Origin of the sequence: Amycolatopsis sp. VC5-11 (assembly GCF_037034185.1) — a bacterium.
GTDB lineage: Bacteria > Actinomycetota > Actinomycetes > Mycobacteriales > Pseudonocardiaceae > Amycolatopsis > Amycolatopsis nivea.
This window is the reverse complement of record NZ_JBAGKF010000001.1, coordinates 705,482-719,833: the sequence shown is the minus strand read 5'-3', so window position 1 is coordinate 719,833 and position 14,352 is coordinate 705,482. Positions and strand designations below refer to the sequence as shown.

At 68.5% G+C, this 14,352-nt stretch carries 15 protein-coding genes; 12 read left to right on the top strand and 3 right to left on the bottom strand.

Features of this window, described 5'->3' with window-relative positions:
• Positions 1-24 precede the first annotated feature (24 nt).
• From grpE to WA670_RS03590, 9 genes are all read left to right on the top strand, one after another.
• A complete protein-coding gene (gene grpE / locus WA670_RS03630; protein WP_199817334.1) occupies positions 25-489 on the top strand; it encodes a nucleotide exchange factor GrpE in 465 nt (154 codons plus the stop codon).
• Positions 486-2,312 (top strand): dynamin family protein, encoded by a 1,827-nt coding sequence (locus WA670_RS03625; protein WP_238603746.1) that lies wholly within the window; start codon positions 486-488, stop codon positions 2,310-2,312. Before grpE ends, WA670_RS03625 begins: the two co-directional genes overlap by 4 nt.
• A 7-nt stretch (positions 2,313-2,319) precedes the next feature.
• On the top strand, positions 2,320-2,871 hold the full coding sequence (locus WA670_RS03620) for a hypothetical protein (protein ID WP_107050912.1): 552 nt from the start codon (positions 2,320-2,322) through the stop codon (positions 2,869-2,871).
• Between the two features lie 96 nt (positions 2,872-2,967).
• Positions 2,968-3,666, top strand: a complete 699-nt coding sequence (locus WA670_RS03615) for a hypothetical protein (protein WP_037809024.1) — start codon at positions 2,968-2,970, stop codon at positions 3,664-3,666.
• 437 nt (positions 3,667-4,103) lie between these two features.
• On the top strand, positions 4,104-5,924 hold the full coding sequence (locus WA670_RS03610) for a phosphoenolpyruvate carboxykinase (GTP) (protein WP_037809023.1): 1,821 nt from the start codon (positions 4,104-4,106) through the stop codon (positions 5,922-5,924).
• Between the two features lie 87 nt (positions 5,925-6,011).
• Positions 6,012-6,905, top strand: coding sequence for a TIGR03621 family F420-dependent LLM class oxidoreductase (locus tag WA670_RS03605; RefSeq protein ID WP_051728649.1), 894 nt, complete (start codon positions 6,012-6,014; stop codon positions 6,903-6,905).
• Entirely contained in the window at positions 6,902-7,507 is a 606-nt protein-coding gene (locus WA670_RS03600) for an ABC transporter ATP-binding protein (protein ID WP_037809432.1), read from the top strand. Before WA670_RS03605 ends, WA670_RS03600 begins: the two co-directional genes overlap by 4 nt.
• A complete protein-coding gene (locus WA670_RS03595) occupies positions 7,501-8,769 on the top strand; it encodes a DUF6297 family protein (RefSeq protein ID WP_107050911.1) in 1,269 nt (422 codons plus the stop codon). Before WA670_RS03600 ends, WA670_RS03595 begins: the two co-directional genes overlap by 7 nt.
• Before the next feature lie 46 nt (positions 8,770-8,815).
• On the top strand, positions 8,816-9,391 hold the full coding sequence (locus tag WA670_RS03590; RefSeq protein ID WP_037809021.1) for an EndoU domain-containing protein: 576 nt from the start codon (positions 8,816-8,818) through the stop codon (positions 9,389-9,391).
• A 4-nt stretch (positions 9,392-9,395) separates the two neighbouring features.
• On the opposite strand, the gene WA670_RS03585 is transcribed toward WA670_RS03590, so the two are convergent.
• Positions 9,396-10,109 (bottom strand): SDR family oxidoreductase, encoded by a 714-nt coding sequence (locus WA670_RS03585; RefSeq protein ID WP_336156913.1) that lies wholly within the window; start codon positions 10,107-10,109, stop codon positions 9,396-9,398.
• Positions 10,110-10,185: 76 nt separating this feature from the next.
• Between WA670_RS03585 and WA670_RS03580 the strand changes: the two genes are divergently transcribed.
• On the top strand, positions 10,186-11,031 hold the full coding sequence (locus WA670_RS03580) for a LysR family transcriptional regulator (RefSeq protein WP_336156912.1): 846 nt from the start codon (positions 10,186-10,188) through the stop codon (positions 11,029-11,031).
• 88 nt (positions 11,032-11,119) lie between these two features.
• Here WA670_RS03580 and WA670_RS03575 read toward each other — a convergent pair whose 3' ends face one another.
• On the bottom strand, positions 11,120-11,389 hold the full coding sequence (locus WA670_RS03575; RefSeq protein ID WP_037809018.1) for a helix-turn-helix domain-containing protein: 270 nt from the start codon (positions 11,387-11,389) through the stop codon (positions 11,120-11,122).
• A gap of 304 nt (positions 11,390-11,693) precedes the next feature.
• Here WA670_RS03575 and WA670_RS03570 point away from each other — a divergent pair, with 304 nt between their 5' ends.
• Positions 11,694-11,972 carry a DUF3311 domain-containing protein gene (locus WA670_RS03570; RefSeq protein ID WP_043831686.1) on the top strand — a complete coding sequence of 93 codons (279 nt, stop codon included), beginning with the start codon at positions 11,694-11,696 and terminating at the stop codon, positions 11,970-11,972.
• Positions 11,969-13,633, top strand: coding sequence for a monocarboxylate uptake permease MctP (gene mctP, locus WA670_RS03565; RefSeq protein WP_037809015.1), 1,665 nt, complete (start codon positions 11,969-11,971; stop codon positions 13,631-13,633). The genes WA670_RS03570 and mctP overlap by 4 nt, the downstream gene beginning before the upstream one ends.
• A 7-nt stretch (positions 13,634-13,640) precedes the next feature.
• Here mctP and WA670_RS03560 read toward each other — a convergent pair whose 3' ends face one another.
• On the bottom strand, positions 13,641-14,291 hold the full coding sequence (locus WA670_RS03560) for a hypothetical protein (RefSeq protein WP_336156911.1): 651 nt from the start codon (positions 14,289-14,291) through the stop codon (positions 13,641-13,643).
• Positions 14,292-14,352 lie beyond the last annotated feature (61 nt).

The window sequence follows — 14,352 nt, the reverse complement described above, 5'->3', positions numbered from 1 at the left end:
CCGGACGACCAGGGGAGGGTCTCAATGGCGTGGTTCGGCCACGAGGAACCTGCCGACGCGGCCGAAGCGCCGACCGGCGAGATCAGCGCGGACGCTCTCGCGCGGATCATCGCCGAGGCGGACGGAACCGCCGCCGCGGCGGATGCGTCGGATCCCGATGTGGACCTCGTAGCTGCCCCGGGTGACCTCGAACGCGCGCTTTCCGACCGGCAGGCGCTCATCCAGCTGTGTCTGTACGCGCTGGACCGCGCCCGCAGCAGCGGCGTCGTGGAACGGCTCGAACACGGGCTCGCCGACATCGGCGTCACCGCGTTGCGCGCCGAGGGAGAACGCTTCGACCCGTCTCGCCACGAGGCAGGCGGCGCGGTGCCCACCGACGATCCGGAGCTGGAAGGCGTGGTCGCGGAGACCGAGGTCGTCGGGTTCGCCGACCAGGACCGGCTGTTGCGCGCGCCGATCGTCACCGTCTACGCGAAGCGGGCGCAGTGACCGCACCGACGCTTCCCGCTCAGGTCCAGGCCGCTCGCGAACAGCTGCTCGGCGTCGTCCGCGAGGCCGATCCGCAGGCCGCCAAATGGGTCGAGGACCAGCGCAAGGCCCGTTCGGAGAAACCGTCCGTGGTGGTCGTCGGCGAGACGAACCGCGGGAAGAGTTCGCTGGTCAACGCCCTGCTCGCGACCCCGGGACTGTCCCCTGTGGACGCTGACGTGGCCACCGCGACCTACCTCGTTTTCGAGCACGCGCAGCAGTGGGGCGCGCAGGCCTGCTACCCCGGTCAGCTGGCGTCGGTGCCGTTCGACCTGACGCAGCTGGTCGACTGGGTGTCCGCCGCGCACGAGCTGCCGCCGGGACAGCTGCCGCCGCGCTACGTCGAGGTGTCCGGCCCGGTCCCGCTGCTGGAACGGCTGACCCTGGTCGACACCCCGGGCGTCGGCGGGCTCGATTCGCTGCACGGCGAGCTGGCCAAGGAAGCCGCCGCGGGCGCGACCGCGCTGGTGTTCGTGGTCGATGCGTCGGCCCCCTTCACCTCCACTGAGCTGCAGTTCCTGCGCGAGGTCGCGGACCGCGTCGAGACGGTGGTCTTCGTACTGGCCAAAACCGACGCCTTCCGCGGCTGGCGCGAGATCCTGGAAGCCGACCGGCAACTGCTCGCCGAACACGCGCCGCGCTTCGCCGACGCGGTCTTCCACCCGGTGTCGGCGCGCGTGTTCGAGACCGCCGCGAAGGCGCCGAACGCACAGGTCGCCGCGATGCTCCGGGAGAAGTCCGGCATCGCCGCGGTGCAGGTCGCGCTGCAGGAACTGCTGGTCGGCCGGTCGATGATGCTTAAGGAAGCCAACACGCTCCGCTCGTTGTCGAGCGCGCTGGCCGGGATCAAGGCGAAGCTGCAAGCCGAAAGCCGGGCCCTGTCCGCGGGCGAAGCGGAAGCCGAACAACTCCGCGCCCGCCGCGACGATCTGCAGTCCCAGCGCCGCACCTCCACCCGCGGTTGGCAACTGCGCCTGCGCGGCGAAATCCAGCGCACGCGGGTCGAGGTCGGCCACGAGAGCAGCCGCGAAATGCGCGAGGCGCAGGCGCATTTCCGCCAGCGCATCGACGCGGCCAAACGCGACGAACTGGCCGCGCTGCCGCAAGAAGTCGACATCGCGCTGCAGACCGCGTCGCAGCGGGTGTCGATGCAGTTGTCGAGGCGGCTGAACCAGGTGACGAACACGGCGCTGTCGGAGCTGTTCTCCGCCGAGGAGCTCGACGTGATCCGCGCCCAGTTCGCCCGCGCCGGCGGCCCGCCGGTGGTGCTGCGCCCGCCGGACAAGAAACCGCCGACCGCCGAAGACAAACTGCTGGTGTTCATGGGCATTTCCGGCGGCGTCGGCGCCGGGAAGATCGCCGCGTTGCCGCTGGCGGGCGTCGCGATCCTCAACCCGGTCGTGCTCCCGGCGACGATCGTGATCGGCCTCGGCGCGGGCTGGTGGATGGCCCGCACCCGCAAACACGCCTCGGACAAACAACATCTGAAGCAATGGCTGGTCGAAGCGATCGCCGACGCCCGTTCGACGCTCGACCAGCTGATCGCCGAACAGCTCATCGAAGCCGAGCAGCAACTGTCGCTCGCTCTCGACGAGGCACTCGGCCGCCGCATCGAGGCGATCGAGGCGGAGCTGAAAGAGGTGGACCAGACGATCAAGATGAGCGCGCAGGAGCGGGCGAAGAAGATCGCGATCGTCTCGAAACGCCTCAAGGACGTGACCGAGGGCCATACCCGGGCCGAAACTCTGCTTTCCCGCATTCGCACGGTCCGCGATCGGGCATGATCAGCGGGTGACGTACGGACCTGGATCGCCGCAGCCACCGCAGTGGGGAGCACCGCCGCCCGCTCCGCAATGGGGCGGCCCGCCGCCGCAACAGTGGCAGCCACCGCAGCCGCCGAAGAAGCGCCGCCGGATCGGGCTGATCATCGGGATCTGCCTGGGTGCCGTAGTGCTGCTTGCTGGTGGCGGCGTCGCCGTCTTCATCGTCGCGACCGACGACAGTGTCGAGGTGCACCGCCCGGCAGGCGGGCCCGAGGTCGTGGTCAAGGCGTACGTCGACGCGGTCAACAGGCGCGACCCGATCGGCCTGCAGAACGTCGACTGCCACGCCTCCACCGAGTATCCGGCGACCCGGTCGGTCCAGCGCTTCGACGAGGACAACGTCCGGATCCGCCTCGGCAAGCCGACCACCGGTCCCGGCGACGGCGCGTTCTTCGAGGTCGAGGTCACCCGGAACGCCCATCCGGCGACGACCACGCGGCTGGATCTGAACCGCGAGGAAGCCGGGACCTGGTGCGTTTTCGTCACCGGCGACGGGCTTCCGGCCAACCTGCCGCCGTGAGCACGTGATCGGCTTGTGGACGGGAACCGAACCGGCCTAACGTGAGTCATACCGAGCGAGAAACGGCAGACCCGGCGTACTAAGGGGGACCAACCCATGTGGGTCGACGAGAGCGGCGGCACCGACGCGACCGGCCCGGAGGCCTTGACCGTCCACGTCGACGGCCAGGAGTACCAGGCCGAGGTCAACTACGACACCGACCACGACGGGGTCTCCGACACCGCGGTCGTCGAGCACGACGACGGCTCCGCGCAGGCGTTCGCCGACACCGACCACGACGGCGTCGCCGACCACTACGCGGTGCTCGATTCGACCGGGCACGTCGTGGACCAGGCGGTTTACGACGAGCAGAGCGGCAGCTGGGTCGAATCCGGCCACGGCCAGTCCGGCTCCGACGGCACCGACACGCACTCGCAGGACACCTCGACCACCGGGCACATCCACGCCGACCTGCCGGACGGCAACGTCGACGCCGGGGTCGCCACCATCGACACCGACCACGACGGGCACAACGACACCGCCGTGGTCGAGACGAAGTCCGGCGGCACGATCGCGTTCACCGACACCAACGGCGACGGCCAGGCCGACGTCGCGGTGCAGGTCGGCGCGGACGGCTCCACTCACACGTTCGAGCACACCGGCCAGGGCCAGTGGACCGAGGCCGACGGCGGCTCGAACCACGCGGCCGCGGCCGACCCGGGCAGCGACTCGGCCTGGGGCGGCGAGGGCGCCCAGCTGCTCAGCGGCGTCGCGAAGATCGACAGCGGAACCGGGCAGTGGATCAGCCCCAACTGAGCACTCGGTAACTGACGTCACACGAACGGGTCCGGCCGCGCGCCGGGCCCGTTTCGCTGTCTCCAGGGGCCGCCAAATCCCGACGCGATCCGCCCGGCTCCAGCGAACCGGCGCCCGGCAGCGTCCGCGCAAGATCAGGACTGCTCAACCCTCTCCCGGCATCCGGCACGAATGCGACGCGGGCCACGCGGAAAGATTTTCGGCGCTGGCCCGTTCCGGTGAAACTGAATCGATTCCCTTATCGTTCTTGTGAGAGAACCGACAGGTCAGCTCTCGGTTACCTGCCGTCCATCCGGCTACAGTCGGGGAATCCCAAAACCCGCACACCGGTCTTCCGCCGGTGTGCGAAGCCATTCGGTCGCCGGCAACGAAGCCCGCACCAAGAACACTGTCGTTCGCGGTGTGGGCTCTTTTGTCGTCGGAAGTCAGGAGTAGAGATGACCGCAGTCGCCATCCCCGGACTGGACAACGCGCCGACGACGCACAGTGGCGTGCTGTCCTGGGTCCGGGAGGTCGCCGAGCTGACCACCCCGGACCGCGTGGTGTGGGTCGACGGGTCTGACGAGGAAGCCGCCCGGATCAACCAGGAGCTGGTCGACGCCGGCACCTTCGTGAAGCTGGACGCCAAGCCGAACTCCTACTGGGCCACCTCGGACCCCGACGACGTCGCGCGGGTCGAGAACCGCACCTTCATCTGTTCGAAGGAAGAGAAGGACGCGGGCCCGACGAACAACTGGGTCGACCCGGCCGAGATGAAGGCCACCATGACGGAGCTGTACCGCGGCTGCATGGCCGGGCGCACGATGTACGTCATCCCGTTCTGCATGGGCCCGCTCGGCGACGAAAACCCCAAGCTGGGCATCGAAATCACCGACTTCGCCTACGTCGTCGCGTCGATGCGCGTGATGACCCGGGCAGGCAAGGCCGCGCTGGACAAGTTCATCGCGCCGGACGGTTCGGAGCGCGAGTTCGTGCCCGCGCTGCACTCGGTCGGCAAGCCGCTGGCCCCGGGCGAGAAGGACGTCGCCTGGCCGTGCAACGAGACCAAGTACATCTCGCACTTCCCGGAGGAGCGGCTGATCTGGAGCTACGGCTCTGGCTACGGCGGCAACTCGTTGCTGGGCAAGAAGTGCTACTCGCTGCGCATCGGCTCGGTCATCGCCCGTGACGAGGGCTGGCTCGCCGAGCACATGCTGATCCTCAAGCTGATCTCGCCCGAGGACAAGGTCCACTACGTCGCGGCGGCGTTCCCGAGCGCCTGCGGCAAGACCAACCTCGCCATGCTGCAGCCGACCATCCCCGGCTGGCGCGCGGAGACCCTCGGCGACGACATCGCGTGGATGCGCTTCGGCGAGGACGGCCGCCTGTACGCGGTCAACCCGGAGTACGGCTTCTTCGGCGTCGCGCCGGGCACCGACAACCACACGAACCCGAACGCCATGCGCACGATCGAGAAGGGCAACACGGTCTTCACGAACGTGGCGCTCACCGACGACGGCGACGTGTGGTGGGAGGGCATGGAGAACAAGCCCGCGCACGCCACCTCGTGGAAGCACCAGGACTGGACGCCCGACTCGGAGGAGAAGGCCGCCCACCCGAACTCGCGTTACTGCGTGCCGATGTCGCAGTGCCCGATCCTCGCGCCGGAGTGGGACGACCCGAAGGGCGTGCCGATCTCGGCGATCCTGTTCGGCGGTCGGCGCAAGACGACGGTGCCGCTGGTGAACCAGGCCCGCGACTGGCAGCACGGCGTGTTCATGGGCGCGACCATGTCGTCGGAGACCACCGCCGCTGCGGTCGGCGCGGTCGGCAACGTGCGCCGCGACCCGATGGCGATGCTGCCGTTCCTCGGCTACCACGCCGGCGACTACTTCAACCACTGGCTGGACCTGGGCAAGAACGCCGACGCGAACAAGCTGCCGAAGATCTTCTACGTCAACTGGTTCCGCCGCGGCGACGACGGCCGCTTCCTGTGGCCGGGCTTCAGCGAGAACTCGCGCGTGCTCAAGTGGGTGCTCGAGCGCGTCGAGGGCAAGGGCAACGCGGTCGAGACCCCGATCGGGTTCGTGCCGAACGCCGAGGACCTCGACCTCGAGGGCCTTTCCGAGCCGGTCGAGGACATCCAGGCCGCGCTGGAGGTGCGCAACGAGGAGTGGCGCGAGGAACTGCCGCTCATCGAGGAGTGGTTCGCGAAGATCGGCGAGGTGCCGTCCTCGCTGCGCGACGAGCTGGACGCGCTGGCCCAGCGGCTGGGCTGACGCCGTCGCACTGCCGTAGGAAGGGGACGTTCGCACCGGGCGCGGACGTCCCCTTCTTCGTTGCCGGAAAACGGTAGCGTGGGCCGCATGGCCTCTGTTGGGGAGAAGACTTTCCGGTTCGGCGTGAACCTGGTGCAGCCGGGCCCGCGTGACGAGTGGGTCGCGAAATGCCGCCGGGTCGAGGAACTCGGCTACGACGTGCTGAGCGTGGCCGACCATCTCGGCATCGCGCCGCCGTTTCCCGCGCTCGTGCTGGCCGGTGCGGTGACCGAACGGGTGCGGCTCAACACTTTCGTGCTCAACGCGCCGTTCTACAACCCGGTGCTGCTTGCGCGCGACGTCGCGGGCACGGACCAATTCGTGTCCGGGCGGCTCGAACTCGGGCTCGGCGCCGGTTATGTCAAAGCGGAGTTCGAAGCGGCCGGAATGCCGTTTCCCAGTGCGGGCGCCCGGGTCGATCACCTCGAACTCGCGATCAAGGAACTCGCGCGGCTGTACGCGGATCCGGAATACGCGCCGAAACCCGTGCAGTCCGGCGGTCCCCCGTTGATGATCGGCGGCCGCGGCGACCGGTTGCTTTCGCTCGCCGCCGAACACGCGGCGACGATTGCCTTCAGCGGCATGGCAAAGGTGCGCGACGGTGCGCCGCTGATGCTGGCGACGGCGGACGCAGTGGAAGAACGCACGCGGTTTGTCACTGAGCGGCTCGCCGGCCGCGAAGCGGAATTCAACCTGCTCGTGCAATTCGTCCAGATCACTGATGATCGCGAAAGCGCGCTGCGCGAAATCCATGCGCGCCTCAGCGACACGCTCACGCTGGACGAACTGGCTGAAGTGCCCACTGTCCTGGTCGGCACCGTCGAGGAAATCGCCGAGCAGCTGGTCGCGCATCGCGCTCGGTTCGGTTTCAGCTATTTCACTGTCCTTGAGCCGAATCTCGAAGTGCTGGCCCCGGTGGTGGAGCTGCTGTGTCGCCGATAGTGGACGCGCGCGGGCTCGGCGTGAAGGCCGGTGACCTGTGGCTGCTGGAGGATCTCGATTTCTCCGTCGACCGCGGCGAATGCGCGGTGCTCGTCGGGCCTAACGGCGTCGGGAAATCCACCTTGATGCGGTGTCTGTACGGGATGCAGGAACCGCAGCGGGGCCGAGTGCTGATCGACGGAGCCAAACCGGACGAACGCAGTGTTTCCTTCCGCCGCAAGGTTTCCGTGCTCTTCGACGATTCGGACTTCTTCGCCGAACTGACTCCGATGCAGCACCTGGAACTTCTCTCCGGCTCGTTCGGCGAAGACCTCGGCGATTACGACGAACTGCTCGCGGACGCGGGGCTCGCCGAACGCGCCCGCGTCACCGCCGGGCATTTCTCGGCCGGACAACGTCGCCGGTTGCTGCTGCTGGGCGTCACCGCGCGGCCGCATCGGGTGCTGTTGCTGGACGAGCCGGAACGCGCGCTCGACACCGCGGGCAAGGAATGGCTGGTCAAACTGATCGGCCGCTCCACCGCCGCGGGGGCGGCAGTTGTCGTTGCCACGCACCATCAACCGTTGCTGGACACGGCGGACAGCGTGCTCGAACTGTGGTGACCCGGATGCGTGTGCCCGGCCGTAAACGGTTCGGTGGCATTTTCAGCGGTGACAGTCCTACGTTCGTGCTGATCTTCGGGGTCGGCTTCCTGTTCACCGCCTTTTTCCGCACCGACGCCTGGCATCGAGTCCTCTTTGGACCGTCCGCAGTGGACTACTCGGCGGTGCTCGGCCTGGTCGCGTTGTGTGCCGCCGTGGGCTGGCGAAGCCTGCTGCGCCGCGGGTTCGTCTGGGCCGAACCGGCCGAGCTGACCTGGATGGATTTCGCGCAGGTGGACCGTCGCCGCGTCGTGGCGACCCGGCTGGCCGGCGTGCTCACCGGATTCGTGGTGGTGATCGGATATCTCGCCGCGCTGATGCTGGCGGTCGGCGGCAGTTCGGTCGACTGGTGGCGTGCCGCCGCAGCCCTCGTCGCGGGCGGCACGATCCTCGCGTTCACCACCGCGCGGCGCACCGCGTTCCTTTTCGAAGCTGCCGGACCGCTGCTGCTCGCGGTGGCTGGTGTCGTCATCGCTGCGGCGAGGCTCGACGCGATGGCGGTGCAGTACGTCGGCGCGGCGCTCGCGTTATGCGGGCTGTTGCTGGCTTTTGGCGGCAAAGCGGTCAGCGGCGCCGGTCGCGCGGTGCTGCTGGACGGCTGGAACGCGCGGGTCCTGCGCGCGATGGCGGTGACGTTCCTCGACCCGATGATGATGCTGCCGGAGTCCGCGCCCGCCGGTTCGTGGTCGCTGCGCCCGCCCACCGCGTTCCGGCTCGCGTGGGTCGGGATCGTGGGCCGTTCCCGGTACGCGGGCGCGGTTTTGTTAGTGGCTTTCGCGGTAGCCGTCGGACATGTTGCTGTTCCCACTCTGCCGGGACCGGTGCTCATCGGCATCGGCGCGTACGTCGCGCTTACTCCTTTCGGGGCTGGTCTCGGCGTGCTGTGGCGGAATCCGGGTCGGCGACGGTGGCTGGGTTCGTCGTCGCAGGAGCTGGTGATCGCCCACGGTGTCGCGCTGACGGTGGTCGCGCTGGTCTGGTGCGCTCTGCTCTCAGTGGCGCTTTTGGCTTTGGGCACCGCGTTTTCGCCGCTCTCGTGGGTGACCGTCGCCCTGGCGGTGCTGTCGGTGTTGCGCACCGTCACGCGGCAACCGGTCGACTACAGCAGCGCGGGTTTCGTCGACACCCCTGCTGGCCCGATGCCGGCAAACCTTATGCGGCAACTGTTCCGCGGTCCGGACCTGCTGGCGGTCGGAATCCTGGTGCTGGCACAACTCGGCTGAACGGCGTAGTCCGGGTTAGGCTCCGTGCCGACGAGAGGAGCCGAACGTGGGCGGTGGACACGCTTCCGGCATCGGACGCAGGGCGACGTGCGAATTCCCGCCCGGCTGGAGCGACGAGCAGATCATCGCGGTGGTCAAGGACGTCGCCAACGATCCGGGCGAACCCCGGCGGCAGCAGTACAACGGCCGCTGGCGCTGCGTCGGCGAACGCTACGGCGTGCGCGTCGTCGTCCTGGTCAACGGCGACGGGAACGTGCACACCAGCTACCCGCTGCCGGGCCCCGGCGTCGTCCGGAACGCGGACGCCGCGCGAGACCCGGCGAACCCGACCGTCGACGACCGCGCGGGCAACCGGATCAGCTACTTCGTCGACAGCGTCCTGCGCCTGCTCGCCGACCGGATGCCTGCCGAAGACCTCGAGCACTACCGCGATCTGCAGTGGTCCGGCGAATGGGAGGAGCTGGCCGACACCCTGGCCGCGCACTTCGAGGTGACCGGCATCCAGCTCAACCCGGACGAGTACGCGGACTTCGAGAAGCTGCTGAACTCGTTCGAACTGCCGGTCCGCGACTGCCGCTACCTCAACGACCGCGAACGGGTCCTCGCAGACCTGCGCGGCTGAGGCGTCACCAGGGGACCTCCCCGGCGTCGTCGAAGAACCCGCCGCGCGGCCCGTCGTCCGGCAGGGTCGCGAGTTTGACTGCGATCGCCGCGCCCTCCTCGGGTGTCCTGGTTCCGGCGTAGCCGTTGAAATCCGTTGCCACGTAACCGGGACACGCGGCGTTGATGATGACGTTCGTGTCGGCGAGCGCGCGGGCGTACTGCACGGTGATGCTGTTGAGCATCGTCTTCGAGGGCGCGTAAGCGGCGAGGATCGGTCCGGTCCGCAGCTTCAGCGAACCCATGTTGCTGGACAGGTTGACGATGCGCGGCGACTCGGCGCGGCGTAGCAGCGGCAGCATCGCGTTCGTGACCCGGACGACGCCGAAGACGTTCGTGTCGAGGACCGTGCGGAGGACGTCGAGGTCGAGTGTCGTCGGATCCTGGGCGCCGCCGTCGAACGGGCCGCTGATGCCGGCGTTGTTGACCAGGACGTCGAGCCGTTCGATGGACTTGGCCGCGGCGGCGACGCTGTCGTCGGAGGTGACGTCGAGCGCGACCCCGAACGCGTCGATGCCCGCGCCGCGCAGTTCTTTGACGGCCTGCTCGCGGTTGTTTTCGTCCCGCGCACCCACGGCGACGGTGAAGCCGATCGAGCCGAGGCCGTGCGCGATGGCGAGGCCGATTCCCTTGTTCGCGCCGGTGATCAGCGCGGTCTTCGTGTCGTTCACTCCGTCCATGGTCGGCGCGGGTTCCTGCCGCGTCCAAGATCAAGTGAGTCCGCTGTGATACCCGCGGGGTATTACGCTGGCGCTGGTGGATGACCTCGAGACCCGCGAACTCCGCTACTTCGCCGCGGTCGCCGAAGAACTGCACTTCGGCCGCGCCGCCGAACGGCTCGGGATCGCGCAGCCGCCGCTCTCGCGCGCGATCGCCCAGCTGGAGCGACGGCTCGGCGTGCAACTCCTCGATCGCAACCGCCGCGGCGTCGCGTTGACCGAGGCAGGCCGGGTCCTGCTGCGCGAATCCCGGCTGGCCCTCGCCGCGGTCGCGGCCGCTGCCCGCCGCACGCGTCGAGCCGGGAATCATCCGCTGGTGCTGGCGACCAAAGCCGGAGCGTCGCACGATCTTCTGCAGCGGCTCTTGGCCGCGGGTCCGCCGGTCGAGATCCTGTTGTGCGAGGTCGGCGAGCAAGCCGGACTGCTGCGCGACGGTTCGGCGGACGTGGCGATCATGCACCGCCCGTACGACGACCTCGCCGGCTTCGACACCGAGGATCTCCAGGTCGAGGGCCAGGTCGCGATCCTCCCGGCCGCCCATCCGCTCGCCGCGCGGGAAACGCTGACCCTGGCCGAGGTCAGCGACGTGCCGGACCTGCCGATCGCCCGCTGGCCTCGCCTCGACGGCAGCTACCCGGACGGTCCTGGGCCGGAGGTGCGCACCCAGTCGACGCTCGCCCAGCTCGTCGCGCTCGGCCGGACACTGCTGGTAATCCCCGCGTCGAGCCGGGCCTGGCAGTGGCCGGAACACGTCGCGGTCCCGGTCGTCGACGCCCCGTACGTCACCACGGTGATCGGCTGGCCGCCGAACAGCCGCTCCCCCGAGGTAGCGGCGCTCGTCCGCGCCGCGGTGGCGCTACGCGAAGAGTCGCCGGTCAGCTGAGCTACCGGACTTGTCCACAGGGGAATCCCTCAGCCCACGGGTGCCCGCTCAACCGTCCCGCAGTACTGCCCAATCAGCCCGGAAAACCTCAGCTGGCCTGCGAAAACGCCGCCGCGTCGCCCTCGCACGCGACGCGCACCCGGTCCAGTGGCATGCCCACCGCGTCAGCGATCGCGGCGACGGTGAAGAACGCGGGCGTCGGGATCCGTCCGGTCTCGATCTTGCGCAGGGTTTCGACCGAAATGCCCGCTTCCGCGGCCACGTCGACCATGCTGCGTCCGGCCCGGGCGGCGCGCAGCACCAGGCCGAGCCGCTCGCCGCGGGAGCGTTCTTCGTCGGTGAGGGGCACGCGGACCATGCCGTTCAGTTTAGCCACAGAGTTGTCCACTGCCTGTGGATAACTCTGTGCACAAGCTGCCCAACCCCGTGGACAACCGCCGTCCGGCACAAGCTCTTGGGGCATTCGGGGCGGCCCGGTCCCGCTGATAGGGGTAGCGAACGGTTCGCCGGGGTGGCGCGGGAGCGAGTTGTCCCCGAGGTTGTCCACACCCTGGAACGTGTTCGTAGTGCTGATCGAATCGATATCGAACTCGTATGACGGCGGGATGACCGGGGTCTAGGGTCAGGCGGTCGCGTGTCACGTGAGTGTTAGGTGAGGTTCGATGTCCACTGCCAAACCGGGCGGTCGGGTGCGCGGGTTCCAGTTCAGTGCCTGGAACCTGCTGTTGCTGATCCCGTTGCTGATCCTGGTCACGCCGCTGTTCAACTTCGACGGGCCGCGGCTGTTCGGCCTTCCGTTCTTCTACTGGTTCCAGCTGGCGTTCGTGGTGCTGGGCGTGCTGTGCACCGGCATCGTCTACCTGGCCACCAAGAACAAGCCGCGGGGCGGCGGCCGGGACGAGCTGAGCGTTGACGACCTGGACGAGGGGGACGCCCGATGAGCAACATCCAGTGGGTCGAACTCATCGTCTTCGCGTTCCTGTTCGTCGTCGTCACCGTGCTCGGCTTCGTCGCCTCGCGGTGGAAGGCCGGCGGCGGCCTCGACCACCTCGACGAATGGGGCCTCGGCGGCCGCAAGTTCGGTTCGTGGATCACCTGGTTCCTGCTGGGCGGCGACCTCTACACCGCGTACACCTTCGTCGCCGTGCCCGCGCTCGTGTTCAGCGCCGGCGCGCTCGGCCTGTACGCGCTGCCTTACACGATCGTCGTCTACCCGATCGTCCTGCTGCCCGCGCTGCGCATGTGGTCGGTCAGCCGTTCGCGCGGCTACGTGACCCCCGCCGACTTCGTCCGCGGCCGCTTCGGTTCGCCGACGCTGGCGCTGCTGGTCGCGATCACCGGCATCGTCGCGACCATGCCGTACATCGCGTTGCAGCTGGTCGGCCTGGAAGCCGTGCTGCGCACGATGGGCATCAACGGTTCCGGCATCGTCGGGCACCTGCCGCTGCTGATCGCGTTCGTGATCCTGGCGCTCTACACGTATCAGTCCGGCCTGCGGGCCCCCGCGCTGATCGCGTTCGTCAAGGACATCCTGATCTACATCGTGATCATCGTGGCGGTCATCTACCTGCCCTCGAAGCTCGGCGGCTGGGACCACATTTTCAACACCGCCAAGGAAACGCTCGCCAAGCCGAATCCGAAGACGGGCAAGCCGTCCGGTTCGATCCTGCTGACCTCGAGCAACCAGTTGCAGTACGCGACGCTGGCGCTGGGTTCGGCACTCGCGCTGTTCCTGTACCCGCACTCGCTCACGAGCGTGCTCGCCTCGCGCGGCCGCAACGTGATCAAGCGGAACATGGTGGCGCTGCCTGCCTACTCGTTCGTGCTGGGCCTGCTCGCGCTGCTGGGCTACGTCGCGATCTCGGCGGGCGTCAAGCCGCTGACGAACGCCGCCACCGGAAAGCCGGACGGCAACACGATCGTCCCGCTGCTGTTCGACTCGCAGTTCGCGAACTGGTTCGCGGGCATCGCCTTCGCCGCGATCGGCATCGGCGCACTGGTCCCCGCCGCGATCATGTCGATCGCCGCGGCGAACCTGTGGACGCGCAACATCTACAAGGAGTACATCCGCAAGGACGCGACGCCGAAGCAGGAGGCGAAGCAGGCCAAACTGGCGTCGCTGGTGGTCAAGCTGGGTGCGGTGCTGGTGATCATCCTGATCGACCCGCAGTTCTCGATCGACCTGCAGCTGATCGGCGGCGTGCTGATCCTGCAGACCCTGCCCGCGGTGGCGATCGCCCTGTACACGCGCTGGTTCCACAAGGCGGGCCTCATCGCCGGCTGGATCGTCGGCATGGGCTGGGGCCTGATCATGCTGTACGGAATCCCCAACCCCACCAACGGAAAACTCCACTTCGGCGGTTCCGCGCTGGCCATGGGCAACCTGTCGATCTTCGGCTGGCACCCGTTCAGCGGCACCGCACTCGCCGTGGTCCAGATCTACCCCGGTTTCGTGGCCCTGATCGCGAACATCGTGGTGGCCGCGGTGGTCTCGGTCATCGCACGGGCCCTGAAGTGGAGCCCGGGCAACGACGAAACCGCGCCCGAGGACTACCACGCCGACGAACACGACAAGGACCTGCGCCCGATCGGCGCGCACTGAGTCCTTTTTAGACAGAGGCCTCCGCGTCGGTTTCCGGCGCGGGGGCCTCTTCTGTTTTGCCGATCATCGCCTTCGCGACGACGTACAGCAAGACCGCGTTGAGCAAATGCCAGAGGAAATGCGTGCCCGCCGGGAAGTCTCCGCAGATCACCCCGTCGACAGTCCGGAAGGACAACGACAACGCGAACACCGCGGCGGCCATGGTGAAGTGCAGCCAGTACGGATCGCGCTTTACCGCCAACGCGATCGCGAACCCGGCGAGCCCCGCGAGTGCGGGCAGATACAGCCCGCCGCCGAGTGCCGCCGACGCACCGGTGACGGCCAGGAACGCCGGTGCCCCCAGCCAGGACCACTTGGCTTTCGCCTGCAGGAACACCCGGGGAAAGGCCGCGGCGTAGAACAAGGTGAAGACCAGGATAGCCGCGGAGTCGGCGACCGCTCCCCACCGCGTGGCGACCAGGTGAAACACGCTGCTGGCAACGAAGATCAACCCGATCAGCGCAGCGAGCACCCGCCCGATGCGCTGCCCGCCGGCCCGCCACCAGACCATCCCGGCGGCCACGAGAAAGGCCAGGTTGGCCAGGTCGTTGAGCGGCTCTCCCCAGAGTCCGGGCGCGGTGCGCTCGCAGTAACCGTTCACGTACGCGGTCCAGTTCACGGGGTAAGCAAACCCCTTCCGGGTGAACGGGGCGCATCCGACCCCCTCCCGTACGCGAACC